This is a genomic window from Streptomyces sp. NBC_01296, from assembly GCF_035984415.1.
GTDB lineage: Bacteria > Actinomycetota > Actinomycetes > Streptomycetales > Streptomycetaceae > Streptomyces.
Genome location: NZ_CP130720.1, coordinates 5049147 through 5074772 on the forward strand (window position 1 = coordinate 5049147; position 25626 = coordinate 5074772).

Annotated in this window: 21 protein-coding genes and 1 tRNA gene; 12 read left to right on the top strand and 10 right to left on the bottom strand. The window is 72.0% G+C overall.

Annotated features, from left to right (window positions below):
* Window positions 1–121: 121 nt before the first annotated feature.
* Window positions 122–1390, bottom strand: a complete 1269-nt coding sequence (locus OG299_RS23025; RefSeq protein ID WP_327362472.1) for an ADP-ribosylglycohydrolase family protein — start codon at window positions 1388–1390, stop codon at window positions 122–124.
* Between the two features lie 254 nt (window positions 1391–1644).
* On the opposite strand from OG299_RS23025, the gene OG299_RS23030 reads away from it, so the two are divergent.
* On the top strand, window positions 1645–2775 hold the full coding sequence (locus OG299_RS23030) for a tyrosine-protein phosphatase (protein ID WP_327362473.1): 1131 nt from the start codon (window positions 1645–1647) through the stop codon (window positions 2773–2775).
* A gap of 60 nt (window positions 2776–2835) precedes the next feature.
* Here the strand turns inward: OG299_RS23030 and OG299_RS23035 are convergent, their stop codons facing one another.
* Together OG299_RS23035 and OG299_RS23040 are read right to left on the bottom strand one after the other, a co-directional pair.
* Entirely contained in the window at window positions 2836–5400 is a 2565-nt protein-coding gene (locus OG299_RS23035) for a bifunctional FO biosynthesis protein CofGH (RefSeq protein WP_327362474.1), read from the bottom strand.
* 40 nt (window positions 5401–5440) lie between these two features.
* Entirely contained in the window at window positions 5441–6223 is a 783-nt protein-coding gene (locus OG299_RS23040; RefSeq protein ID WP_327362475.1) for an SDR family oxidoreductase, read from the bottom strand.
* Between the two features lie 126 nt (window positions 6224–6349).
* Between OG299_RS23040 and OG299_RS23045 the strand changes: the two genes are divergently transcribed.
* The gene (locus OG299_RS23045) at window positions 6350–7204 is read left to right on the top strand and encodes a hypothetical protein (RefSeq protein WP_327362476.1); all 855 of its coding nucleotides are present in this window, start codon (window positions 6350–6352) and stop codon (window positions 7202–7204) included.
* A 205-nt stretch (window positions 7205–7409) separates the two neighbouring features.
* On the opposite strand, the gene OG299_RS23050 is transcribed toward OG299_RS23045, so the two are convergent.
* From OG299_RS23050 to OG299_RS23060, 3 genes are all read right to left on the bottom strand, one after another.
* Window positions 7410–7622, bottom strand: coding sequence for a DUF397 domain-containing protein (locus tag OG299_RS23050; RefSeq protein ID WP_327362477.1), 213 nt, complete (start codon window positions 7620–7622; stop codon window positions 7410–7412).
* Between the two features lie 221 nt (window positions 7623–7843).
* The gene (locus OG299_RS23055) at window positions 7844–8728 is read right to left on the bottom strand and encodes a helix-turn-helix domain-containing protein (RefSeq protein WP_266628404.1); all 885 of its coding nucleotides are present in this window, start codon (window positions 8726–8728) and stop codon (window positions 7844–7846) included.
* A gap of 279 nt (window positions 8729–9007) precedes the next feature.
* Window positions 9008–9748, bottom strand: a complete 741-nt coding sequence (locus tag OG299_RS23060; RefSeq protein WP_266628406.1) for a GOLPH3/VPS74 family protein — start codon at window positions 9746–9748, stop codon at window positions 9008–9010.
* Window positions 9749–9914: 166 nt separating this feature from the next.
* Here OG299_RS23060 and OG299_RS23065 point away from each other — a divergent pair, with 166 nt between their 5' ends.
* The 5 genes from OG299_RS23065 to OG299_RS23085 all read left to right on the top strand — a co-directional run bounded on the left by OG299_RS23065 (window position 9915) and on the right by OG299_RS23085 (window position 16562).
* Window positions 9915–12824, top strand: coding sequence for a D-alanyl-D-alanine carboxypeptidase (locus OG299_RS23065; RefSeq protein ID WP_327362478.1), 2910 nt, complete (start codon window positions 9915–9917; stop codon window positions 12822–12824).
* 153 nt (window positions 12825–12977) lie between these two features.
* Window positions 12978–14912: a DUF8823 domain-containing protein gene (locus OG299_RS23070; protein WP_442817526.1), complete on the top strand. Its 1935-nt coding sequence runs from the start codon at window positions 12978–12980 to the stop codon at window positions 14910–14912.
* Window positions 14913–15059: 147 nt separating this feature from the next.
* A complete protein-coding gene (locus OG299_RS23075; protein WP_327362479.1) occupies window positions 15060–15263 on the top strand; it encodes a hypothetical protein in 204 nt (67 codons plus the stop codon).
* Between the two features lie 253 nt (window positions 15264–15516).
* Entirely contained in the window at window positions 15517–15882 is a 366-nt protein-coding gene (locus tag OG299_RS23080; RefSeq protein WP_327362480.1) for a hypothetical protein, read from the top strand.
* 62 nt (window positions 15883–15944) lie between these two features.
* Window positions 15945–16562 carry a sortase domain-containing protein gene (locus OG299_RS23085; protein ID WP_327362481.1) on the top strand — a complete coding sequence of 206 codons (618 nt, stop codon included), beginning with the start codon at window positions 15945–15947 and terminating at the stop codon, window positions 16560–16562.
* Window positions 16563–16643: 81 nt separating this feature from the next.
* Here OG299_RS23085 and OG299_RS23090 read toward each other — a convergent pair.
* Window positions 16644–16716 (bottom strand) — tRNA-Arg (locus tag OG299_RS23090).
* 356 nt (window positions 16717–17072) lie between these two features.
* Between OG299_RS23090 and OG299_RS23095 the strand changes: the two genes are divergently transcribed.
* The 3 genes from OG299_RS23095 (at window position 17073) to OG299_RS23105 (ending at window position 20787) form a co-directional block, all read left to right on the top strand.
* Window positions 17073–17672, top strand: a complete 600-nt coding sequence (locus OG299_RS23095) for a contact-dependent growth inhibition system immunity protein (RefSeq protein ID WP_327362482.1) — start codon at window positions 17073–17075, stop codon at window positions 17670–17672.
* Window positions 17673–17719: 47 nt separating this feature from the next.
* The gene (locus tag OG299_RS23100) at window positions 17720–18631 is read left to right on the top strand and encodes a hypothetical protein (protein WP_327362483.1); all 912 of its coding nucleotides are present in this window, start codon (window positions 17720–17722) and stop codon (window positions 18629–18631) included.
* A 95-nt stretch (window positions 18632–18726) separates the two neighbouring features.
* Window positions 18727–20787 (top strand): tetratricopeptide repeat protein, encoded by a 2061-nt coding sequence (locus OG299_RS23105; protein ID WP_327362484.1) that lies wholly within the window; start codon window positions 18727–18729, stop codon window positions 20785–20787.
* Here OG299_RS23105 and OG299_RS23110 read toward each other — a convergent pair.
* Window positions 20713–21681: a hypothetical protein gene (locus OG299_RS23110; RefSeq protein ID WP_327362485.1), complete on the bottom strand. Its 969-nt coding sequence runs from the start codon at window positions 21679–21681 to the stop codon at window positions 20713–20715. The two genes, OG299_RS23105 and OG299_RS23110, sit on opposite strands and share 75 nt — an antisense overlap.
* 793 nt (window positions 21682–22474) lie before the next feature.
* On the opposite strand from OG299_RS23110, the gene OG299_RS23115 reads away from it, so the two are divergent.
* Complete coding sequence (locus tag OG299_RS23115) at window positions 22475–22894, top strand: hypothetical protein (RefSeq protein WP_327362486.1); 420 nt, start codon at window positions 22475–22477, stop codon at window positions 22892–22894.
* Between the two features lie 40 nt (window positions 22895–22934).
* The gene (locus OG299_RS23120) at window positions 22935–23810 is read left to right on the top strand and encodes an FAD binding domain-containing protein (protein ID WP_266628456.1); all 876 of its coding nucleotides are present in this window, start codon (window positions 22935–22937) and stop codon (window positions 23808–23810) included.
* A gap of 9 nt (window positions 23811–23819) precedes the next feature.
* On the opposite strand, the gene OG299_RS23125 is transcribed toward OG299_RS23120, so the two are convergent.
* Both OG299_RS23125 and OG299_RS23130 read right to left on the bottom strand, forming a co-directional pair.
* Complete coding sequence (locus OG299_RS23125) at window positions 23820–24302, bottom strand: RidA family protein (protein WP_266628458.1); 483 nt, start codon at window positions 24300–24302, stop codon at window positions 23820–23822.
* Between the two features lie 41 nt (window positions 24303–24343).
* Window positions 24344–25621: a M6 family metalloprotease domain-containing protein gene (locus tag OG299_RS23130; protein ID WP_266628460.1), complete on the bottom strand. Its 1278-nt coding sequence runs from the start codon at window positions 25619–25621 to the stop codon at window positions 24344–24346.
* Window positions 25622–25626 lie beyond the last annotated feature (5 nt).

The window sequence follows — 25626 nt, forward strand, 5'->3', positions numbered from 1 at the left end:
CACCTCCGTGGCTCTTCGGGCTGTCCGGGTCTGCGGGTTCCCCCGGCGTACGGGTGGTCCGTGGCGCCCGGGACCGGCGAAGGTCACGCTACGGCCTGCGGGTCGGATTGTTGAGGGGGCGTCAGCCGACGGGATAGCGGGCCGGCCAGCCGGAGGCGGGGACCGCCGGTCCGTGCAGGGTGGGGCCCTGGGTCATCTCGAGGGCGAAGTCGTCGGCGATTTCCAGCACGGTGGCGCGGCCTTCGAGGTCCGCGAGCCAGGCGCCCGGGAGGGCGGTCTCGCCGTGGAGGGCGCCGAGCAGTGCGCCGCAGAGGGCGCCGGCGGCGGTGGAGTCGCCGTCGTGGTTGACGGCGAGGCGCAGGCCGTGCGGGACGTCCTCGGCGACCAGCGCGCAGTAGACGGCGACGGCGAGGGCGTCCTCGGCGCCCCCGCCCCCGCCCCCGCCACCGCCACCGCCGTGGCCCTCGCCCGCGGCGACGGTCGCGACGGCCTGCGGTGTGGGCGGCCCCTGCGGGACCGCCGCGACGGCGCGCTGGAGGGCGTCGGTGACGTTCTGGTGGCCCGGGCGGGCGCCGAGCAGGCCGAGGGTGCGCTGGAGGGCCGCGTCGAGGGAGTCGCCGCGGGTGAGGCCGTGGACGATGACGGCGAAGGCCCCGGCGGAGAGGTACGCGGCGGGGTGGCCGTGGCTCTGCGCGGCGCACTCGGTGGCGAGTTGGAGGACCAGGGCGGGATCCCAGCCGACCAGCAGGCCGAAGGGGGCCGACCGGGTGGCGGCGGCCGCGTCGCGGGCGGTGGGGTTCTTCGGCTGGTCGAGGGTGCCGAGGACGTCGTCGGCGAAGCCGGTCATACAGGCTCGTGCGGGGCCGCGGCGGGCGTACAGCCACTCCTGCCGGGCGAGCCAGCCGTTGTCCTTGCGGCGCTCGTCGGGGCCCCAGTCGTGCTGGGTGGCGGCCCAGCGCAGATGGGCGCGGTGGATGTCGGTGGGCGGGTGCCAGGCGCCGGTGTCCCGGCGTACGTGGGCGCGGATCAGCCCGTCGACGGTGAACAGGGTGAGCTGCGTGGCGGCGGTGACCGTACCGCGGCGCCCGTACGCGGGGGCGGGCTCGATCAGGCCCTGGGGGCCGTGCGCCTCGCGTACGGCGTCGAGGGGGAGGTCGGCCAGGGGGGCGCCGAAGGCGTCGCCGAGTGCGGAGCCGAGGAGGGTGCCGCGGACGCGGCTGCGGAAGTCCTGCTGCTCGACGCGGCCCCAGAGCCCGACCGCCGCGCCGGAGCGCCCGCCGAGCGTCGCGCCGGAGCGCCCGCCGAGCGTCGCGCCGGGCCGTGCCCCGGTGCCGGGCCCGGCCGGTGCCGCCGGCTCTTCGGCCGGCTTCTCGGTCGTCGTGTGGTCCATCGCGATCCCCCTGCACCGCCCCGGCATGCTCTGGCGCGCACTGTAATGGACACGTCCGATCGGATCCGGAGGGAGGCGGTCCAGCGGCCCGTACGGGTGCGCAGAAAGGCCGGAATGCGTGCAGGGACCTGCAGACAACTCGTTCACATCCGGTCCGAAAGGGTCGACAGAAGTGCAGGTAGTGCACCTTGATCGATAAGTGGCACGTTTTGCCACTCGCCTTGGAGCCGGTCGGTTTCGGCCATGTCTCGTTCATGCAGAGTTCTTCGGCGGCCAACAGCCTCGAGGGCATGAAGAAGGCATTCCTCGCCGCGACCGTCGTCGCCTCCGCGCTCACCGCTTCCCTGGTCGCAGCCCCCGCCGCCACCGCCGCTTCGGCCTCCACCGGCTGGGACCTCCCCTGGACCGGCCACCACCACAGCCGGACCGCCATACCCTTCACCGAGGCCACCGTCACCGCCGGCGCCGACGGTGCGTTCACTCTGAAGTGGAAGGCCCAGGGCGCCAAGCGGGTCGAGATCAAGGCGAACGGCAAGGTCGTCGCCAAGGGCGGCGCCGAGGGCGCCGCCGTGGTGTCGGGGCTGCCCGCCGCCGACCGCCAGTGGTTCGACTTCCAGCCCGACCGCGGCGAGGGCCTGCGCCTCGCCGACCGCCTGATCAAGCTGGAGGGGGCGGTCAACTTCCGCGACGCGGGCGGCTACCGGACCACCACCGGCCAGTGGGTCAAGATGGGCGAGGTCTACCGCTCCGACGCCCTCAACAAGCTGACCGCGGCCGACCTGGCCAAGCTCCAGCGCCTGCGCGTGAAGACCGTCTTCGACCTCCGCATGGAGACCGAGCGCACCACGGACCCCGACAAGGTCCCGGCCGGCGCCACGTACACCGTCGCCGACGTCTTCGCCGGCTCCGGCTCCTTCCAGACGCTGCCGAAGTCCCCGGACGAGGCCGTCAGGGTCATGGTCGACGCGGAGAAGGCGATGGTCGGCGGCGAGGGCGGCAAGAAGGCCTACCACCAGGTCTTCGAAGGTCTGGAGCGCGACCGCGACCGCGCGGTCCTCTTCCACTGCACCGCCGGCAAGGACCGCACCGGCTGGGCGAACGCCACCCTGCTGACCGCCCTCGGCGTGCCGAGCGACACCGTCATGGCCGACTACCTGGCCAGCAACGACTATCGCAAGGCCGCCAACGACGCGATCCTGTCGCACCTGCCGGCCCCGCAGGCCGCCGTCTACAAGCCGATGCTCGACGTGCGCCCCGAGTACCTGAACTCCGGCTACGACGAGGTCAAGGCGAAGTACGGCACCTTCGACCGCTACCTGAAGGACGGGCTCGGCATCGACGCCCGCGAGCTGAAGCAGCTCAGGAAGGACCTCCTCGTCGGCTGATCCGGCCACGACGAGGGCCCGGCCGCAGTCGCTCCCGGCCGGGCCGTTCCCGTACGCCTGCTAGTCCAGTACGGGCAGCAGCTCCGGCAGGTGCCCGTCCGAGGCGCGCGCCGCCTGCTGCCGCTCCTGCGACACCTCCCCGTACAGCGTCGTACGGGCCTTCGCGGGCCGCCCGGCGGCCTCCGCGACGGCGATCAGGTCGCGTACCGACTTGTACGAGCCGTAACTCGATCCCGCCATCCGGGAGATGGTCTCCTCCATCAGCGTGCCGCCGAGGTCGTTGGCCCCCGACCGCAGCATCTCGGCCGCGCCTTCGGCCCCCAGCTTCACCCAGCTCGTCTGGATGTTGGTGATGTGCGGGTGCAGCAGGATCCGTGCCATCGCCGTCACCGCACGGTTGTCGCGGACCGTCGGGCCGGGCCGGGCGATGCCCGCCAGGTACACGGGCGCGTTGGTGTGGATGAACGGCAGCGTCACGAACTCCGTGAAGCCGCCCGTCTGCTGCTGGATGCGGGCCAGCGTGCGGAAGTGCCCCAGCCAGTGCCGCGGCTGGTCCACGTGCCCGTACATCATGGTCGACGAGGACCGGATCCCCAGCTCGTGCGCCGTCGTGATGACGTCGATCCAGTCCGCCGTCGGCAGCTTGCCCTTGGTCAGCACCCAGCGGACCTCGTCGTCAAGGATCTCCGCCGCCGTGCCCGGGATGGAGTCCAGCCCGGCCTCCTTGGCGGCCGTCAGCCACTCCCGTACGGACATTCCCGTCCGCGTCGCGCCGTTGACGACCTCCATCGGCGAGAACGCGTGCACGTGCATCCCCGGCACCCGCTCCTTCACCGCGCGCGCGATGTCGAAGTACGCCGTCCCGGGCAGGTCCGGATGGATGCCGCCCTGCATGCACACCTCGACCGCGCCCACGTCCCAGGCCTGGGCGGCCCGGTCGGCGACCTGGTCCAGCGACAGCGTGTACGCGTCGGCGTCCGTACGGCGCTGCGCGAAGGCGCAGAAGCGGCAGCCGGTGTAGCAGACGTTCGTGAAGTTGATGTTCCGCGTGACGATGTACGTGACGTCGTCGCCCACCACCGACTTGCGCAGGTCGTCCGCGATCCGGCACAGCGCGTCCAGCGCCGGGCCGTCCGCGTGCAGCAGCGCCAGCGCCTGGGCGTCGGTCAGCTTCGTCGGATCGTCGGCGGCCTGCGCGAGCGCCGCCCGTACGTCGGTGTCGATGCGCTCGGGGACCATACCGGGGGCGGCCGCCTCGCGCAGCGCCTCCCAGTCCCCGTAGACGTGGTCGAAGTCCTCGCGCCGGTCCGAGGTCCGGCCCTCGGTGTCGATGCTGGCGTGCAGATCGGTGCGCCCGTACGAGCCGAACCCCTCCTCCGGCTCCTGCCAGGGACGGCCGACGACCTCGGCGTCCGGGTTCGCCAGCCCCGTCTGCGGATCGGCCAGTGCCCGTACGTGCGGCAGCAGCCGCGGGTCCAGCCACGGCTCGCCGCGCTGCACGAACTCCGGGTACACGCAGAGCCGCTCGCGCAGCGCGAAGCCGGCCGCCGCGGACTGCTCGGCCAGCACGTCGATCTGCGGCCAGGGGCGCTCGGGGTTCACGTGGTCGGGCGTCAGCGGCGAGACGCCGCCCCAGTCGTCGATGCCGGCGCCGATCAGCCGCGCGTACTCCCCGTCGACCAGGTTGGGCGGGGCCTGCAGGCAGCCGGAGGGGCCCATGATGTGCCGGGCCACGGCGACCGTGGCGACGAGGTCGTCCAGCTCGGCGTCGGGCATGCCGCGCATCGCCGTGTCCGGCTTGGCGCGGAAGTTCTGGATGATCAGCTCCTGCACGCCGTGGTACGAGCGCGAGACCCGGCGCAGCGCGAACAGCGACTCGGCGCGCTCCTCGTAGGTCTCGCCGATCCCGATGAGCAGCCCGGAGGTGAAGGGCACGGAGGACCGCCCGGCGTCCTCCAGCACCCGCAGCCGTACGGCCGGCTCCTTGTCGGGGGAGCCGAAGTGCGGCCCGCCGGGCTCGGACCACAGGCGCGTGGCCGTGGTCTCCAGCATCATGCCCATCGAGGGCGCGACCGGCTTGAGCCGCTGGAAGTCGGCCCACGACATCACGCCCGGATTCAGATGGGGCAGGAGCCCCGTCTCTTCCAGGATCAGGATCGAAATGGCCCGGACGTACGAGACGGTGTCGCTGTAGCCCTGTGCCTCGAGCCACTCGCGCGCCTCGGGCCAGCGGTCCTCGGGCTTGTCCCCGAGCGTGATGAGCGCTTCCTTGCAGCCCAGCGCGGCACCCCGGCGGGCGATGTCGAGCACCTCGTCCGGGGACATGTACATCCCGTGGCCGGCCCGGCGGAGCTTGCCGGGGACGGTGGCGAACGTGCAGTAGTGGCACTTGTCGCGGCACAGGCGGGTCAGTGGGATGAACACGCTCTTCGAGTACGTGATGACGCCGGGCCGCCCGGCGGCCGCGAGGCCGGCGTCGCGGACCCGGGCGGCGGAGGCGGCGAGGTCCTCCAGGTCCGCGCCGCGCGCCTGGAGGAGTACGGCCGCCTCGGTCGCGTCGAGCGCGACACCGTCGCGGGCTCGCTTGAGCGCGCGGCGCATCGCGTTTTCGGTCGGAGTCGTCATGCGGTGAGCATACGATCCGACGCCCCGGCCGCGAGGTGGCTCATCGCATCAGCTCACCGGCGTTGACCAGCAGGGACTGGCCGGTAATCGCCCGCGCCCGGTCGGAGGCGAGGAACACGGCCGCGTCGGCGACGTCCCCGTCCGTGGCGAGGTCGGGCAGCGCCATCCGCTCGGTCAGCCGGGCGTGCACCTCGGCTTCGGGGACGCCCTCGGTGTGCGCGCTGAAGGTCACGAAGGCCTGCACGGGCGGCCCCCACATCCACCCGGGCAGCACGGTGTTGACCCTGATCCGGTGCGGGCCGAGCTCGCGGGCCATGGAGTACATGGCCGAGGTCAGCGCCCCCTTGGAGGCGGCATACGCGGCCTGCTGCACCTCGTTGGGCGCAGCCACGGCGGACTGCGTGCCCACGATGACCACGGACCCGCCCGCCACCTTGAGCCCGTCCAGGCAGGCCCGGGTCATCCGCAGCGTGCCGAGCAGGTTGACGTCGATGATCTGCGACCACGTCCCGAAATCGGCGTCCTCGAGCCCGCCGAAATACGAATCCCAGGCGGCGACGTGCACCACGGCATCGATCCCGCCGAACCGTGACCGCGCCAGCTCGGCGAGGGCCGCGCACTGTCCCTCGTCCGTGATGTCCGTCGGCAGGTATGCCGTGTGGAGCCCGTCGGGGTCGATCTCGGCGGCGGACTTGGCGAGATTGGCCTCGGTCCGCGCCCCGAGCACCGCATTCCCCCCGTCCCGCACGACAGCCGCAGCCACCTGATGCCCCAGCCCGGCCCCGACGCCGGAGACGATGACGGTCTTCCCTTGCAGCAGCATGCGCGTGCCTCCCGGCGAAGGGTGTATCTGACGACCCGTCAGGCTAGAGGGTGCGGCCGCCGGAGGGAAGGGGCGTGTGCGACGCACCCCTCCCCATCTGACGCGACATCAGCTAGACCGTTCCCCATGACGACGGAAAACCGAAAGAGCCAGGACACCCACCCCGACACATACGCCGAACTGGCGGCCGTGGGCCCGTACGGCGTCCGGCCCGGCCATGCGCTGATCACCATGGTGGAGCCGCACCCGGGCCACGAGTATGCGTACAACCGCTGGTACGAGGACGACCACTACTACGCCGGCGCCATGGCCATGCCCTGGATGTACGCGGGCCGCCGCTGGGTCGCCACCCGTGAACTCCAGGAACTGCGCTATCCGGAGAAGTCGGCCGTCGCCCAGCCCGTCACCGCCGGGTGCTACATCTCCACGTACTGGGTCACCGAGGGGCGCTACGACGAGCACATGAAGTGGACCGTCGGCATCAACAAGCGGCTGAACCGGGACGGCCGCGTCTACCAGGACCGCACCCACGTCTTCACGTCCTTCCAGGACCACGAGGCCACCGTCTACCGCGACGGTGCCGCCGGCCCGCGGGACTTCCACGCCCTCGACCACCCGTACGCCGGCCTCGTCGTCCAGGTCGTCGACGCCGACGGGCCCGAACAGCGGGCGGAGCTGCTGGAGTGGCTGCGCTCGCGCGCCCTGCCGAAGCGGCTGCACGGCTCGCCGGCCGCGATGGTGACGGTCTTCCGGCCGACGCCACTGCCCGGCGACCGGATGACGTACGTCAAGCAGGTCGAGGGGGTCGACACCCGGCTGACGCTGCTGTGGTTCCTGGAGGCCGATCCGCGCACCTGCTGGGACCGGTTCCGGGGGCTGGACACCGAGGTCGCCGAGGCCGGGCTGGGGCGGGTGGAGCTGGTGGCGCCGTTCATCCCGACGGTGCCGGGGACGGACCGGTACGTGAACGAACTCCGCTAGCCGGAGACGAGCCGGGGCCGGAGCCGGGCGCTGAACCGTAAGTGGCCCCGGATCCGGGCCCGGACATGGCCGAGCCCCCTCGGCCGGGACGGCGGGCCAGTCGAGAGGGCTCCAGTCAGTGGTGCAGGTGATGCAGGCGGTTCCTGTAACGCAGTTGTTGCGCGTGGTGCAGAGAGAGGATCGGTGGGGTCGTACGCCGCGACGTTCAGGCGAGGCGCCCCAGCCGGCCCTCGGTGACCTCGGCCACGAACGAGGTCCAGGAACCCGGCGCGAAGGTGAGGGACGGACCGTCCTGCACCTTCGAGTCGCGCACCGCGATGGCCTCCATGACGGGGGACTTGACCTCGACGCAAGCGCCGTTTCCGCCGGAGTAGGAGGACTTGGTCCAGTTGTCCGTGGCGCCCTGACGAATAGCCATGTTTCTCTCCGGTTCAGCGAGTTGTGCCAGTGATGTGTCGGTCATTTCGGTTTCCCTGGCCGACGTGATCGACGCTACCGGCACCTTCCGACGGCTGAAGGGGTCATTCACCCGACCGAGTGGCATATTCCATTCAGGACTTCTGTGGCCGGGGAGCGACGGTGTACCGTACCGGCCCCCTCGCCACCTGCCCGCCCACGCGGTGTCCGCTGCCTCCGGTTTTACTTCCCCTTGCCCGCATACTCGCCGATGATCTCGGCGATGAACTGACGTGTCTGTTCCACATTGAGCGCCTGTGCGCGCAGGTGCTCGTACATCACGCTGTACTTCTGAACGTCGTTGGCCTTCTCCAGGTACAAATCGCTCGTCACGCCCTCGATGTAGACGACCGTCGAATCGGCGGCATCCGGGAATTCCAGGATGGCGTACTGGCCGTTCACGCCCGGATGGGCGCCCATCGAGAACGGCATCACCTGCACCGTGATGTACGGCTGCTCGGACTGCTCTATCAAGTACTCGAGCTGTCTGATCATCAGCTGGGGGTCGCCCACGTGCCGCCGCAGCGCGGCCTCGTCGATGACCGCCCACAGCCGCAGCGGCCCGACCTCCGGGTTGTTGTTGTCCGTCTCGGAGAGCCGTTTCTGCCGGTGCATCCGCACCTGGACGCGCTTCTCCACGTCGACCGGGGCCGTCTCGGGCAGCGCGCCGCGGATGAGGGCCTGGGCGTACTCCGGGGTCTGGAGCAGGCCGGGCACCATCTGGGGTTCGTAGGTGCGCAGGCTCGCGGCATCGGTCTCGAGGCCGATGTAGACGCTGTACGGGATGTCGCCGAAGGCGTGCCACCAGCCCTGCTGGCGGGAATCCTTGGCCATCTGCATGAGGGAGTCGACGAGCCGGCGGTCCTCGACCTCGTACACGTCGCACAGGTCGCGGACGTCGCGCTGGCTGATGGAACGGCGGCCGTTCTCCAGCCTGCTGATCTTCGACTGGGAGACGAGCAGGCGCTCGGCGACCTGCTCGGCCGTCATGCCCTTGTCTTCGCGGAGCTTGCGCAACTCCATGCCCAGTCGGCGGCGTCGGACGGTGGGATTGACATTGGACGCCACTTGAACGGCACCTCCGCCTTCTTCTGGTTCTGTCTCTCTGCGTGTCTGATGGTGAGCAGACTGCCACCGAAGGGCGGGGCGGCGCCGGAGAACGGCCCGGAAACGCAGACGCGCGGGACGGCGGGGCCGGCGGACCGGCCTCGCCATCCCGCGCGCTGGCGGCTCCCGAACCGGGTCATCGGGGACGCCGGTTGCGGCGATGGCGGTTCGGTGGAGCGGTGAATCCGTGGTGCCGTGAATCCGTGAATCGGTGAAGCCGTGAACCGGTGAAGCCGTGGATCAGTGCGCGGCCGCGCGGGCCATCGCGCCCGTCCGGCGTGCCTGCAGCGGAACGCCGTTCGCCGTGGCCCGGGCGGGCGGCGGCGGCGCCGGTGCGCGGTCACGGCGCGGCTGCGCAGCCGCGCCGTTCTGGACGTCCATGACGGCATGCGCCACGAGTCCGCCCATCGGGTCGTGCCGGATCAGGTCCCGCAGCCGGGACCTGGACGACCGCCCCTCGTTGCCGGGGTACAGGTGCTTGCCGAGTCCGACCGCGTGGGCCAGTGCGGCGAGCGCCGCGGTCCGCGGGTCCGGCGGTACACCGGTGCGGATCGCACTGTCGAGCCGGGCGCGGATCTCCCGGCTGATCGCCGTGTCGGTCGCCTGGTAGCGAGTCGTCGGCAGCACTCCGCACATCTGTCCCGCGACGGCATGCACCATGCCGCAACGCTCCAGATGAGCGAGGTAAATCTGGCGGAGCCCCAACCGGGGTCCGCCGATCCAGTGGACGGCCCGTACCGGGCTGCCGCGCCTGCGCAGCAGTTCCAGTGCGGAGTCCAGAGTCGGATCTCCTGTCGGCCGTGGCATCACCACGGCGATACGATCCCCGTCAGGGGCTATCCGTCCTGCCAGAGCCAGCTCTACTAGCTGTGCCCCGGCCAGGCCGAGGTCGAGCGACTGCGGCTGCGCCGTGGTACCCGTGGTCGGGTCCAAAGCGAGCAGCAGAAGCTCCTCCGGAATTGTTCTGCGGCTCCTGCCCATCCATGCCTCCCCGCGTGGATGAGTGACAGGGTGACGCCTCTCACATTCATCTGTCGAGAGCGCCTGGTCGCTTTGTGGGGGAACCCGCAGCTATGTCGTTCTCGTCTAGCACGGGGGCGATGCCCCCTAGACGGGACACTGTTAGACATTCGGACAGCCGGACGTGGTGGCGATCGAGGAGGAACTGGTGGCGGGCGAGTCCCCCGACAAGTCGGTTGATGAAGGAGCGTCGGGGGCGGCGATGTCCTCCGCGGAGCGTGACCCGAGGTTGTCTGTGTTCCGGCCGCGGGAACCCGAGTCCGGGACCGCCTCTGCCCCTGGTTCGGGCTCCGGCTCGGGCTCGGGCTCCGGCTCGGGCTCCGGCTCGGGCGAAGGCAAGAGCCGCGATCCGCTGCGCGAGGCGGTGGCGGCGTGGGTGGCGACGACCGACGCGGAAGCCGATGGCTCCGCCGCGGAGCCGGAGCCGGGCGCCGGGTCCTCCGGACGGGTGGACTCCGAGCCCGCGGCCGACAGCGGGCGCACCGCGGTCTCCCGCACGCCGAAGCGGGACGCAGCCGCGGATGACGCCGACGCCGGCTCCGCTCCCGACGCCGATTCCGCTTCTGGCTCGGATCCCGCTTCTGCGGACGAGCCGTCGGACGCCGAGAAGCCGCGCTCGGGGTCGGCTGCCGCCAAGGGCGGTAAGGATGCCCCCGCGTCCGAGGCTGCAAAGCCGACGGCCGCCGCTGCGTCGGCCGAGAAGCCGATCTCGGATTCCGCTTCGGCTTCCGCGGACAAGCCTGCGGAAGCCGCGCGCGGGGCTTCCGGTTCGAGGCCGGCAGCTGCCGAGGCATCTGCCGACAAGCCGGCCGACAGCGAGCGCACCGCGGTCTTCCGCGCCGTGAAGCCGGGATCGTCGCCTGCGTCCGCTTCGGCTGCGGCCAAGGGCGGTACGGACGCCGCTGCCGCGGACAAGCCGACGGAAGACGCTGCGAAGGCGTCGGCCGACAGCGAGCGCACCGCGGTCTTCCGCGCCGTGAAGCCGGGGAGCGGTACGGGTGCCCCGGCGTCCGGCGCCAAGAAGCCGGTCGACGGCGACCGGAGCCCTGCCGGGGGTTCCGCTTCCGGTGCCGGCAAGGGCGCGGCCCCCGCGGATGCGGGGGACAGCGAGCGCACCGCCGTGTTCCGGGCGCCGAAGCTGGATTCCGCTTCGGGTGCCGCGAAGGCGCCTGCTGCGGGCAAGGCTTCCGACGGGCCGGCGGACAGTGAGCGCACTGCCGTCTTCCGCGCGCCGAAGTTGGATTCCGCTTCGGGTGCCGCGAAGGCGCCTGCTGCGGGCAAGGCTTCCGACGGGCCGGCGGACAGTGAGCGCACTGCCGTCTTCCGCGCGCCGAAGTTGGATTCCGCTTCGGGTGCCGCGAAGGCAGCCCCGGCTGCTGCCGGGAAGCCCGCCGAGGAGGCGGGCGACAGCGAGCGCACCGCCGTCTTCCGGGCCGTGAAGCCGGATGCGAAGGCTCCGGACGCTAAGGCCCCGGACGCGAAGGCGTCGCCCAAGGCATCGGCCCCGACCTCGTCTCCGGCCCCGGCCCCGGCCCCGGAGAAGCCCGCCGCCTCCCGCCCCGTGCCGCCGAAGGCGGTCGGCGGGGAGCGGGCCAGTACGTTCGTACCGCTGCGCAAGGACCAGGGACCGGCGGCCAAGCCCGCGGCTTCGGCGTCGGCATCGCCGGCCGCCCAGGCCCCGGCCCCGGCGCCCGCCGCGCCGAAGCCGGTCGTCCCCGAGCGGACCGAGCGGACCACGCAGCAGCCGCTGCCGCCCAAGCCGCCGCTCGACATGCTCGCGGACCTCACCAACAACCCGCCCCCGCCGCCGAGCCCCCTGCGCACGGCGGTGCGGCGGTTCAAGATCTACGCCCCGCTGGTCGCGCTTCTCGTGATCATCCTCGCCGTCGTCCAGCTCGTGCGCCCGCTGCCCGAGCCGAAGCTCACGATGACCGCGAAGTCCTCGTACACCTTCGACGGCGGCAACCCGGTCCTGCCCTGGCCGAAGGAGGGCCAGGGCTACATGGCCGCCGCGGGCCTCGGCACCGTCGGCAGCTTCGGCGAGCAGAAGCCGATCGCCATCGGCAGCGTCGCGAAGACGATGACGGCGTACGTGATCCTGAAGAACCACCCCCTCAAGAAGGGGGAGCAGGGTCCGATGATCGACGTCGACAAGACGGCGGTCGAGGACGGCGCCAAGAGCTCCGAGGGCGAGTCCACGGTCGACACGCTCAAGGCGGGCGGCAAGATCTCGGAGTACAACGCCCTCGCCGCGATCATGATCCCCTCGGCCAACAACGTCGCGAGGCTGCTCGCGCGCTGGGACGCCGGCGGCGACCAGGACGCGTTCGTCAAGAAGATGAACGACGCCGCCAAGGAACTCGGCATGACCAACACCACGTACACGGACCCCTCGGGCCTGGACGCGACCACGGTCAGCACCGCCGAGGACCAGGTCAAGCTCGGTCTCAAGGTCGTGGAGATGCCCGAGCTGGTCGCCATCACCAAGATGGGTGAGTGGATCGACCCCTCCGGCAAGAAGTGGCGCAACTACAACACCCTCATCCCGGGCAACGGCGCGCTCGGCATCAAGACCGGCTCCACCACCAAGGCCGGAGGCAACCTGCTCTTCGCCGCCGAGAAGCAGGTCGGCAAGACCAAGCAGCTGATCGTCGGCGCGGTGCTCGGCCAGTACGGCGTCCCCATCCTCGACACCGCCATCGCGGCGAGCAAGCAGGTCATGCTGGCCACGCAGAAGATGCTGGTGAGCGCGCCCGTCGTGAAGAAGGGCGACGTCGTCGGGTACGTGGACGACGGCCTCGGCGGGCACACCCCGGTCATCGCGACCGCTGACGTGGAGGCGGTCGGCTGGCCGTCGCTCACGGTCAACATCAAGCTGGCCGGCGGGGACGGCAAGCTCCCGCAGACCGCCAAGGCGGGCACCGAGATCGGCGTGCTGACCGTCGGCGAGGGGGCCAGCCAGGTGAAGGTGCCGGTGGCGCTGCAGAGCGATCTCGCCGCGCCCGGCATCGGCAGCAAACTGACCCGTGTCGGCTGATCGCCGGCATCGGTGAGCTGACCGCGTGATTCGGCGCCCCGGGCAACCCCGGGGCGCCGTCGCGCGTCTAGCGACCCGGGAACGGGACCCGAGAAGGGCCGCAGATGTTCGATCGATGTGCCGGGAAGTCCGGGAAGTCCGGGGAGTACGGCAGTGACCACTGCTGAACAGCAGAGCCAGAGCCAGAGCCAGAGCCGGAGCGCACCAGCCGCCACCGGCGGATCCGGTGTGCCCGAGGCCGGCCCGGGCTCCGCTTCCGGCTCCGTCCCCGCTCCCGCTCCCGCTTCCGCGCCCGGCGGCATAGGGGCCGCGGGGGTCCTCGGCTGGGCCCGCCGGCACCCGGTGCTGGTGGCCACCGTGTTCGCCGCGGTCCTGCACGTCGTCTGGTTCTTCAGCTTCGCCAACAGCGGCGGCGACCTGGCCGCGCAGGACGCCTGGGCCGAGTTCGTCGGCCGCCATCCGGACTCGGCGTACAACCTCGCCTGGTACGGCGGCATGCACCCCGTCTCGTACAGCGTGGTGTCCCCGTACGTGATGTACATGATCGGCGTGCGGACCACGATGATGGTCGCCGGTACGGTCTCGGCCGGGCTGCTCGCGCTGATCCTGACCCGCTGCCGCGGTACCGTCCGCGAGCCGCTGTGGCCGGCCCTGGCCGGGGTGTACGGGCTGCTCTGCAACGCCCTGTCCGGCCGGGTCACCTTCGGCCTCGGGGCGATGTTCGCCCTCGGTGCCGTCGCCGCCGTCTTCTGCTGGCCCCGCAAATGGGCCGAGCGGCGCTGGGCCAAGGCCGCGGTGGCGGCTCCGCTCGCCGGGCTCGCGACCGCCTCCAGCCCCGTCGCCGGGCTGTTTCTCGGGGTGATCGCGGCCGCTCTGTTCCTGTCCGGGCGGCGCCCCGGGGCGTACGCGCTGGGGCTGGCCCCGGCGGCGGTGGTCGGGCTGTCGGCCTGGCTGTTCCCGTTCTCCGGGACGCAGCCCATGAAGCTCGGCTCGGCCGCGCCGCCGTTCCTGTTCGGGCTGGCGATCCTGTTCCTCGTACCGAAGCGGTGGAAAACGGTCCGGATCGCCTCCGCGGTCTACGCCTTCGGGGTCCTGCTGACCTGGGCCATCGACTCCCAGGTCGGCTCGAACGTCACCCGGCTGGTCATGCTGTTCGGCGGGGCCGTGCTGCTCGCGGCCCTCCCGTACGCGGTCCCGCGCACCCGGCACTGGTACGCGGTGCTGCTCGCGTTCGCCGGGATCAACATCTGGATCACCGCCAACAGCATCACGGACATCGTCCGCACCACCCCGGTGGCCGCCTGGAACCGGGAGCTGGCCCCGCTGGTCGACCAGCTGAAGAAGGAGGGCGCCGACCGCGGCCGGGTCGAGGTGGTCCCGGCCAGCAGTCACCGCGAGTCCTCGGCCTTCCCCGCGTACGTGAACCTGGCGCGCGGCTGGAACCGGCAGGCGGACCTCGAGCGGAACCCGCTCTTCTACGACGACACCCTCACGGCCGACAGCTACCGGGAGTGGCTGGACCGCTGGGCCGTGCACTACGTGGTGCTGCCGGCCGACAAACCCGATTCGGGCGGGGAAGACGAGGCGAAGCTGGTGCGCGCGGGGCTCCCGTACCTGCAGCAGGTGTGGGGCGACGCGAACTGGCGGCTCTTCAAGGTGGACGCGCCGACGGACCTGGTGTCCGGGCAGGCGACGGTGGTGCGGGCCGGCGCGGACCAGCTGGTCGTCGACGTGAAGGCGGCCGGGCGGGTGCTCGTACGGATCCCGCACTCGCCGTGGCTGGGGCTGGTGGACGGTGCGGGCAAGGCGGTGCCGCCGCCGCAGGAGACGTTCGCCTCGAAGGCGCGCAGCGGGGGCGGCGGCTCGGGCTCGGGCACGCTGCCGAAGGAGTACGCGAACACGGCCGGGTGCCTGTTCAAGGCCGCTCCGGACACCGAGGGCGACGTGTGGACGGAGCTGCTGGCGCCGGGGCCGGGGGTGTACCGGGTGGCGGCGAAGTACCAGCTGCCGCGGGGGACGCCGTGCCCGGAGGAGCTGACCCGCTGGGCGGCGGGGGCGGCGCAGCGTCCGGCGGCGCCGCGTCCCTGACCGGGAGGCGGCTCGGGCGGATCGGGCTGCTCGCCCGGATCGGGCTGCTCGGGAGTTTTTTACGTACGGTCCGGGTGCGTTGCTGCGCATATCTGCATACCATCCCAATAGTCCGATTGGGTGCTTCCTGAGGGAGTTGACGACGGGATGAGCAAAGAGCAGCAGAAGCAGGATTTCCGAAAGGCCCACCAGGCCCAGGAGCCGGATCGGCCGCCGCGCCCGGCAGGCCACGACTTCGACGGGCGGTTGCGGAGCAAGGTCAAGGGCGGAGCGCACACGAAGGCGGCCCTCAAGCGGGCCGGTACTCCGCAGGGTGACCGCATCGGCGAACGCAGCAGAGGCCTGAGCTGATCCCACGCCCCACGTCGCCAGTCGATGGACGCCAGCCCTTCCGGTTCCGGCCGGGAGGGCTTTCGTACGTCTCCGATCAGGGACTTTGGTCCTTGGTGGGTACGCGGGCCAGGATCCGGACAACTGTTACATTGCCGACGGATGGCCAAAACATGACCCTCGTAGCGTCGGGGTTGTCGCCAGGGCGAACCGCACCGAATGCGGTCGGACCGGACCGAGACCAGAGGCGACTGCGACCCGAGGGGTACCACTCATGCGCGCCACCTTCCGTACCGCCGCCGGCGCCGCCGGCGCCGTCACGGCACTGGCCCTCCCGGCCGCCCAGGCCTTCGCCGCCGACACCCCTTCCGCGGAGGCCCAGCCGATCGAGCGCGAGGCGCTGCGCACCGTGAACCTGGAGTTCGTCCTGAACCCGGACGGCAGCCTGAAGGGGCGGACCGGGGGCGCGGCGAAGCCGGAGCCCGAGAAGGCGACTCCGAAGGGCGGCGTCCGCGCGGGCGCCGAGAAGGCCGGTGCCTCCGGTGACGGCGCAGCGCTGATCGCGGGCGGCGCCGGCCTGGTCTCCGCGGGCGCCGCGGGCCTCGGCTTCACGGTGTTCCGCCGCCGCTCCGAGCGCTGACCCCGCCACCACCCCGGCCGTCGGGCATCCGCCCGGCGGCCCGCCCCTGCCAGGAGAACTCCATGCCGAGCACCCTCGTGCCGCGCACGCGCCGCCTGATCGTGACGACCACCCTGGCGGCATCCGTCACGGCCGCCCTGACCGCCTGCGGTACCCGGCTCCCCCCGGACCCCAAGGTCGCCAGCACCTCCGCAGCCCCCGTCGCGCACACCACCGCGGCCCTCCCCCCGTCGAAGCCGACCGCTATGAAGATCGACGCGGCGGGCGTGGACGCGAAGAGGATGGTCGACCTCGAGGTGGACGCCGCCACCGGCGAACTCGGCGTGCCGAACGCCGACACGGACGCGAACAGCCCCGGCTGGTGGACCGGGGGCGTCACCCCGGGCGAGAAGGGCGTCTCCGTCCTCGTCGCGCACTTCGACACCAAGCACGGCCCGGCCCTGATGAAGGACGTCAAGAAGATCAAGCTGGGCGATCTCATCGAGGTGCCGCGCGAGGACGGCAGGACCGCCAAGTTCAAGATCCGCGAGATCGAGGACGTCAACAAGAAGGACTTCCCGACCGACAAGGTCTACGCCGACACGCAGCGCCCCGAACTCCGCCTGCTGACCTGCGGCGGCGAGATCAAGGACGGCCACCGCACGAACAACATCATCTTCTACGCCGACCTGACCCCCTGACCGGCGCCGACACCCCGTCAGCCGCGCGACGCCCCACGGAAAAGGGCACCTACTGACCCAGTAGGTGCCCTTGTCCCTGTGTGCCCCCGGCAGGATTCGAACCTGCGACACCCGCTTTAGGAGAGCGGTGCTCTATCCCCTGAGCTACGAAGGCCTGACCTCCGACAGCCTAGCGGATCGTGCTGCACGGATGCGCCCCCATAAGCGAGGCTCGACCCCGGCCCGTGCACGAGCCGTGTCCGCTGCCCGACGCAGGACGTGACGGGCTGCCGGCGAGGGGACCTCGCCGTCGCCCAACCGCTCGGACGGCGACCGGTGTTCAGTGCGGCGGTCCCAACTCAACGGCTCGCATACCATCGTGCGGAACGTGGAAATGGCCGCGCCCGAGCTGCCTGCGCGCCCTCGGGTCCATCGTCGGCGAATGGCTTCTGCCCGAGAGTGAGGCGTGAACAGGTGTCGCGGTCGAACGATCGTTTTTGTGAGCTGCGCCAGCTCCTGCGCTCTTATGAAGTGACCGGCTACGCCTTCGATGACACAGAGGGCAGCCCCGGAGCCGCGCTCGCCGCGTACCTCAGGCAAGCCGCGCTCGATCCCGCGCGCGCGGTGGAGGCCGTAGCGGAAATCGACGATCTCCTGGCAGTCGGCCTGTTCAGCGACGAGATCGCGGACGACGTCGATCTCTTGCCGCACATCAACCCTCCCCGTGGGGAGACGGTCGAGAGATGCCTTGCCGTGGTGCGCGGTCACCTCCGGCAGTTCCTCGCAGAGCCAGTGGCCCCCTCCACGTTGCCTCCGCAAACCGCGTGGGAGTGGAGAGAGCGTTTTCCTGCTCTCTCGCACCTGCTGGGAGCCTACTTCCATCAGGATTTCTCGTTGGAGTACGCCTCGGACGAGGAGGCTCTGGACGACTACGTTTCGGGCGTTTCGGAGAGCGACCTCCGGAGCGTGGCGAATGAAATCCTTGAATTCTTGAGCATCAATGAATCGGATTCACTGCTCAAGAAGTCGGCTGCGACGCTCGGGCTCAGCGTTTGCCCGCCCCCGGGGGTGCGGCTGCGCCGGTGGTTCGGGAATGTGCGGGAAACCGTCGTCCACTCGCTTCAGGGGTGACCAACCGGGGCCGACGCGCCCCATGCCGTCTGCAACGGGATGCATCCGTGACGTACAACCTCCTCACCGTCGACCCCGTCAGCCCCGAGACCATGGCCGTCGCGCTGGCCGGCTGCCTGGGTGTCGCGGTCGGTGACGTGGAAACGGCCGACCCCGACGGCGACCCCGACCTGCGGAACTGGGAGGCGCCCGTCTCGTGCGAATACCGTGCGGTCCGCGGTGAGGTGGCCTGGTCGCTGGACATCTATGCCCAGGAGCACGTTGCTGACCAGCCGCTCGAGTCCGACCTTGCCGCGGGGTTCGCGAAGGCCGCGATGACGACCGTCCTGTTTCCCGCGGAGGAAGCACCGCCCAGTGCCTACTGGGTGGTGACGCCGGAAGGTCTTCTCACTCGTGCCCGGCTCGAACTCTCCGACGACGAGCCTCCCCTTTACGAGGTCACCGCCGTCGAGGCGCCCGTGCCTCGGCTGCCCCGGGCGATCGTGACGAGATTCGCCGAGATCGTACGGGAGCAGCGGCCGGACACGCCTGTGGCCTGGGCCTTCGCGGTATCGGTGGAGAAAGTGCGGCAGGCCGCCGCGGGCCTTGCGCGGCTTTCCCTCGACGACCGGACGGGCAGCCCCGTCTGGTACGTGAAGAACAACCTGGTGGTGTGGGAGAGGGTCATCACGCAAATGGAATGCGGGTGGGCGCCATCGGGGTGGTATCCGGCCGACCTTTATCGAGAGCGCCTCGAAGCCCGCGACGAGCTGGCCGGTATCGGTGCCCGGCTGCCCGGTGACGTCACTGAGCTGCTGGGCAGGGCCCTGGAGCCGTTGGACCGGCGGTTTGCCGCTGCGACAGAGGAAGACCCGTCTGGGAGCCTTCGCAGAGAACTGACGGGTGTCTGCGCAGAACAGGTCGCCGGCGGCTGGTGGTGGCGCCGTCGCCCGAATCCCACACCGTGGGAAAAGGCCTGACTTCGCGATGAGGTCCGCGGCCCCCGGGGGCGGTTATCGGCCATGATCCGGCAGGAGCGGGGCGTGCGGGTGGGGGTGCTGGGAGACTGCGGGCCGTGGACGACTCGGTCAGCAGCAACATCTCCGGCGGCACCTTCTACGGCCCGGTCTTCATGGGCCGGGACTCCCGGGTGGCCCACCACGGCCCCATGGCTCCGCCCGTGCCCCGCATGCTGCCCTTCGGACCCGACGGGTTCGTCGACCGCGAGGTCCTGCGGGACCGGCTCGACGGGCTGCTCGCCGGGCGGGACGGCCAGGGGGCGCCGCTGCTGGTGCTGCTGCACGGCACCGTCGGAGTCGGCAAGACCGGGCTGCTCCTGCACTGGGCGCAACAGCGCCAAGACGCCTTCCCCGGCGGGGTGTTCTACGCCGACATGAGCCCCCAGGGGCTCGCAGACCCCACGGGGACCGCCGCCGTGCTCGAGTCGTTCATCGGGGTGCTCGGCACGCCCCGATCCGAACTCCCCGCCACCGAGGCGGCATTGGCCGCGCGGTTTCGGAGTCTGAGTGCCGAGCGGCCCTCGCTCGTCGTCCTCGACGGGGTCCTCTCCGCCGCCCAGGTGGACGTGGAGCGGCTGCTGCCCGGTCATCCGGCCGGCATGGTGGTGATGACCAGCAGGTTCCGGCTCGGCGCCGTCGAGGGGCGGCTGCCGGTGCGGCTCGCGGTGCCGGAGCTGGACGAGGAGGCGTGCGCCGAGCTGTTCCGCACCGTCGCGGGGGAGGACGTACCGGCCGGGGAGGCGCTGCGTACGGTGCTGCGGGCGTCGGCGGGGCTGCCGTACGTCGTACGCATCGCCGCGGCCCGCGCCGCCGATCCGGCGTCCGACGGGGTCGAGGGTCTGGCGGCCCGGATCGCACGGGAGAACATCCTGGAGGCGCTCGGGATGCCCCGCCGCCTGTTCGACCTCGCGTACGAGGCCCTCGACCCGCAGGTGCAGCGCGGATTCCGCCTCCTGGGCGTCCATCCCACCCCGGAGTTCGCCGACGCCCTCCTCGACGAGCTGGCGCCCGGCGTACGGGGTCCCCTCTACGCGGCCGGGCTGCTGGAGCGGTCCGGGCCGCGGCGCTCCCGGCTCAACGGGGTCGTGCACGGCCACGCCCAGATCCTGGCCGCCCCCGATCCCTCCGACGGGCCGCGCGTCATCGACTGGTACCTGCGCCGGGCGGTCGCCGCCGAGCTGCGGATCTCCGGGCGCTGGCGGGCCGGCGCCCTCTTCGCCGAACCCGGCCCGCTCGCGGGCGTGTTCCGGGACAAGGCCGAGGCCCTGGAGGCGCTGGAGCCCGACCGGAACAACCTCGTCGCCGTCGCCGAACTGCCGGGGCTCGAGCCGGCGCAGCTCTGCCTGCTCGCCGAGGCCGTCCACGGGCTGTTCCTCGACCGCGGCCACCACGCCCTGTGGATCCGCATCGCGCGGCTGGCGGCGGACTGCGCCGTCGACGACGGGCTCCTCCTCGCCCGGATGCACTTCGAGCTGGCCTTCGCCCTCACCGACCGCGGCTCCGCCGAGGACCTCGACGACGCGCGCACGCACTACGACGCCGCCCGCGAGAGCGCCCGCCGCGCCGGAGGGCACGCCCGGACCGAGTCCTCCGCCCTGGAGGGGCTCGGCCGGATCGCGGTCGCGCAGGGCGATCCGCAGGCGGCCGCCGAGCTGTACGGGCAGGCCCTGGCGGCTCTCGGGGACCTGGAACACCCGCGCGGCCGGGCCCTGTTGGAGTACCACCAGGGCAACGCGGCGAGCGCGGCCGGCCGGCACGAACGGGCCGCCGCCCACCTGGCCGAGGCGTTGCGCGGCTTCCTGGCGCTCACCGAGCCGGACACCGGGAACGCGGCGAAGACCCGGCTGCGCCAGGCCATGGCCCAGCTCGCGGCCGGACGCCCCGGGGAGGCGGTCGAACCGCTCGAAGCAGCCCTGGAGGCCTTCGCCGCGCCCACGCTCAACCGGGCCGACGCCGTGCTCGTACGGGGAGACGTACGCGCGGCCCTCGGCGACCCGGCGGCCGCGCGGGCCGACTGGCAGGAGGCGCTGGAGCTGTACGGGTCATTGCGCAGTATCCGGGCCGAGGAAGCCCGGATCCGCCTCGCCCGCGGGGGCCCGGAGCAGGCGCAGGGCTGAGACGGCGCCGCCGAACCGGAGGGTGAACTCCCCTTCCGGGTCCAGGCCTTCGCCGAGCAGCGCCAGCAGCGCCGAGGCCGCCGGCGCGGGATCCACCCCGCCCGGCACCCCGAACACCCGCCCGCCCCGCAGCACCAGCCGCGGCCCGGGCCCGGCCACCAGGGCGCACCCCGGGTTCCGGGCGAGCACCTCCGCCGGATCCGCCCCGGGCCGCGCCACCAGTACGTCGGCGAGGGCGCGCAGCCGCGGATCCGGCTCGGCGGCGTCGGCCACCACGTGCACGTCGGCGCCCAGGTGGGCGGCGGTCCCGCGCTGCGCCTCGGCCGGGTAGCGGCGTACGGCGACCTCCCGGCCGGTGACGCGGGTGTCGACGTACAGCGCGGGACCCACCGGCGTGCCGGGCGGGGCCGGTTCCGGCACCGCCACGGGCCGCGGCACGCACGGGAACTGCGGTTCCGGCAGGGCGAGATGGCGGTAGCAGAGCGTGCGGAACAGGGCGAGCGAGCGGCCGGGGCGCGAGGTGATGCGCGCCGCGGCCGAGGGCAGGGCGACGGCCCCGTCCAGCTGGGCGGCCAGCGGGCGGACCGGGTCCAGGCGGGGCAGCCGCTCGCCGAGCCAGGCCATGGGGGAGCCGGGGGCGACGGTGTCCGCGCCGAAGGAGGCGAGCAGCCCGGGCAGCCCGCGGGCGGCGGCGTACAGCGAGAGCGAGCCGTGGTCGCCGAGGAAGGCGTCCGCGGCGCAGATCGCGGCCTTCCAGGTCTCCCCGGCGGGCGGCGGCAGGATCAGCCCGGCGCGCAGGCAGGGCTTCAGCCAGTTCCGGATCTGCCAGCCGCCATGGCCGTACCAGGCATTGGGATGGACGGCGGCCAGGACGCGGTATTCGTCGTACGGCAATTCGGCGAGGGCCCGGCGCACGGCATCGGGTGCGGCACCCAGGACGGAATCCGGGCCCCAGGTGGAGGTGATCAGGAGGAGTTTCTGCCCGGGCCGTATTCCGAGTGCGGCGCGGTATTCCGTACGGAAAGGCGCGGAGGCGTCGAGCTGGTCCGCGCAGGGGTCGCCGACTATGTGGGCGTACGGGGCGGCCTCGGGGCAGTCGCGGAGCAGGCGGGCGTGCTGTTCCTCGTGCGAGAGGACGATGGCGGACGGGACGACCTCGCCGTCGTGGAGCAGCCACTCGCCGGAGAGCCCGAACGCCCCGGCCCTGCTCCCGGCCCCGGCCCTGGCCCCTGCACCGGATTCCGGATTCCGGATTCCGGATTCCTGCTGAGCCTTTTATTGTATCCGGCGCCGTGCGGGGCGCCGATGAGCGGTGCGGAGATCTCCTCCAGATCTCCACCGCGGCTGGTGCTCACGGCCAGGTCGAATTCCTGCGCCAGCGCCCTTTCCCACGGAATGAGGAAAAGCCCGTGCGCGGCGGCGAATTCCGCGACCCCGCCGTCCAGCTCCGACGACCCGGTGCACGTGAACACCACCCGCACCCGCGGGTCGCCCTCGAAGACGGCGAGCACGTCGAGCAGCCGCGTCGCCGAGGTGACGTTGTGGATGACGCCGAGGACCGTGCGCGTGGCCGGCACCGTGAGCCACCGGCGGTCCGGCAGCCCCCGCTCCGTCCGCACCCGCACCGTGCCCCCCGCTTCCCCGATCCGCTCACGCCGCCGCCAGCCTACGGTTTAGCCTGGCCTGCATGGATGTGGGGGCACTGGTGACAGCGGGCGCGACGACCATCATCGGGCTGATGGCCTCGGACGCGTGGACCTATACGAGCGGGCGACTGGCCCGCCTCCTCGGGCGCACGGACACGGAGCTCCGCTCCTCGCGCGCCGAGCTGCTGCTGGCCCGCGCCGACGGCGACGAAGCCGCCGCGGAACAGCTCGAGGAGGGCTGGCGGGACCGCCTGCGCACCGTCCTCGAGTCCGATCCGGCGGCCGTACGGGAGCTCACGGAGCTGCTGGACGAGGTGAACCCGGGCTGGCGGGAGACCCCGTCGATCGCGAACACGATCACCGGCGGCGAGTTCCACAGCCACAGCCAGGTCTTCATGGGCCGGGATTTCAACATCAACCTGTCCCCGCAGGGGCGTGATGGCCGGGGGAATTCCGCCTGATTTCGGTTTGAGGTCGAACGCCCCGGTTCATGGGACACCCATGGACTTCCTTCGCCCCGCCGGCTGGGAGGAGGCGCTCGCCGCCAAGGCCGAGCACCCCGCCGCCGTGCCCATCGCCGGTGGCACCGACGTGATGGTCGAGATCAACTTCGACCACCGCCGGCCGGAATACCTCATGGACCTGAACCGCATCGGGCTGTTGCGGGAATGGGAGATCGGCGAGGACGTCGTACGGCTCGGCGCGTCCGTCCCGTACACGGAGATCATGGAGCACCTGCGGACGCAGCTCCCGGGTCTGGCCCTCGCCTCGCACACCGTCGCCTCCCCGCAGATCCGCAACCGCGGCAGCGTCGGCGGCAACCTCGGCACGGCGTCCCCGGCGGGCGATGCGCACCCGGCGCTCCTCGCGGCCGGCGCGCAGGTCGAGGTGGAGTCCGTACGGGGCTCCCGGCTGATCCCGATCGACGCGTTCTACACCGGGGTCAAGCGCAACGCCCTCGCCCCCGACGAGCTGATCAAGGCCGTCCACGTGGCCAAGGCCGACGGGCCCCAGCAGTTCTCCAAGGTCGGCACCCGCAACGCCATGGTCATCGCCGTCTGCGCCTTCGGCCTGGCCCTGCACCCGGCGACCCGGACCGTCCGTACGGGGATCGGCTCGGCGGCCCCCACTCCGATCCGGGCGAAGACGGCCGAGGAGTTCTTGGCCGCGGCCCTGGAGGAGGGCGGCTTCTGGGAGTCGCGCAAGGTCGTCACCCCGTCGATCGCGAAGCAGTTCGGGGATCTCGCGGCCGCGTCCTGCAACCCGATCGACGACGTCCGCGGCACCGCCCGCTACCGCCGCCACGCCGTCGGCGTCCTGGCCCGCCGCCAACTCCTCTGGACCTGGGAGGAGTACCGGTCCGGCGCAGCCGCGTGACCCGGCGCCTCAGACGCCCATCGGGGTGTACAGCTCCACGATGACCTCGACCTCCACGGGGGCGTCCAGCGGCAGCACCGCCACGCCCACCGCGCTGCGGACGTGGATGCCGGCGTCGCCGAAGGCGGTGCCGAACAGCTCGCTGGCCCCGTTGACCACGCCGGGCTGGCCGGTGAACCGCGGATCGCTGGCCACGAAGCCGACCACCTTGACCACGCGTTTGACGGCGGACAGGTCACCGGCGACCGAGGCGATCGCGGCGAGGGCGTTCAGCGCGCACTGCCGGGCCAGCTCCTTGGCCTGCTCCGCGCTGACCTCGGCGCCGACCTTGCCGGTCAGCGGCAGTGCGCCGTCGACCATCGGGAGCTGGCCGGAGGTGTACACGTGGTGCCCGTTGACCAGGGCGGGCACGTACGCGCCCAGCGGGGCGAGGGCCTTCGGGAGGCTGTGCCCGGCCGCGGCGAGCCGCTCTTCGGGGGTGCCGGTCGTCATCCGTTTCTCCTTGGGTTGTCGTGGCCTGCAACGGCCCGGACTCAGGGGCGGGTGATCCGGACCTGGAAGCTGCCGTCGCGCAGCTCGCCCACCACCGAGATGCTGATGCCGGCCTTGTCGTCCGTGAAGGTCTCGCCCGGCCGGAACGGCGCGTCCGACAGCTCCCCGTGCACGTTGGGCCGCCGGGTGCAGCCGCCGCTGCCGTTCGCGCTGTCCGAGACGGTCACGGGCCCGCGCCCGGTGTCCACCTGGGAGTCCACCTTGTAGATCAGTACGCCGGGCTTGCAGACGGCCTCGTCGTTCCCGGCCCGGGTGCGCACCTCCACCGCGTACCCGGCGGTCTCCGACACCGGCACGAAGGCCAGCTTCGTGCCGCCCTCCACCCCGAGCGGGGTCAGGGTGTGGTCGCTGACGCCGGATTTCGAGGCGCAGCTGATCTGCGAGCCGTCCAGCCAGCCCAGCTTCCACTTGTGCCAGCCCAGCAGGTCGTTGTTGGCGCCCCAGTCCTCGCTCATGACGTCCCAGTGCCCGACCGCGCCCCCGCCGTCGGAGGTGTACAGGTCGGGCAGTCCGAAGACGTGCCCGTTCTCGTGGGGGAGCACCCGGTAGCCGGTCTCCCGGTAGGAGCCCGAGCCGTCGTCCTGGCGGCTGTAGACGAAGGACGTGTTGGCGAGCGGCACGCCGTCGGCCATCGGGGCCTCGCCGTTGCCGGAGAACGTCACCGAGAGCACGGTGTCCAGGGCGGACGGTCCGGCGTTCGGCGTGACCAGGATGTTGACCAGGTCGTAGCGGCTGAAGTCCACCTCCGAGTCGGCGGCCTTCGCGATGTGCTCGACGAGCTGCCGGTAGCCCGGCTCGTACGCGGAGCCGCGCTCGATCCCGTACGCGGCGAACGGCATCGGCATCCGCAGCCAGGTCCGTATCGGAGCCTCGGCGCGGTAGGTGAGGCGGCCGTAGGAGCTGGTGTGGAACCACTCGGAGGTCTGGGGGAAGAACTCCGCGAGCCGGTCCAGCGCCGTGCCCTCGCCCTTGGCGTCCGGGAAGTCGATCATCAGGTTCAGCGCCCGGATCTCGCCGGTCGAGCGGGAGTACCCGGGCGGGGTCGGCATGCCCTCGGACATCTGCACCCCCATCGCGCCGGTGATCCGGCAGGGCGCCAGCGCGGACTCGGCGCTGGTGGCCACGGGCCCGGCCGCGGAGCGGCTGCGGTCGGCTATCCCGGTGCTCGCGGTGGCGGTGACGCCGAGGGCCAGCGCGGTGAGGCCGATGTAGGCGCAGGCGCGGCGTGGTGTGCGTATCCGGTGGCGGGTCTGCGGCATGGAGA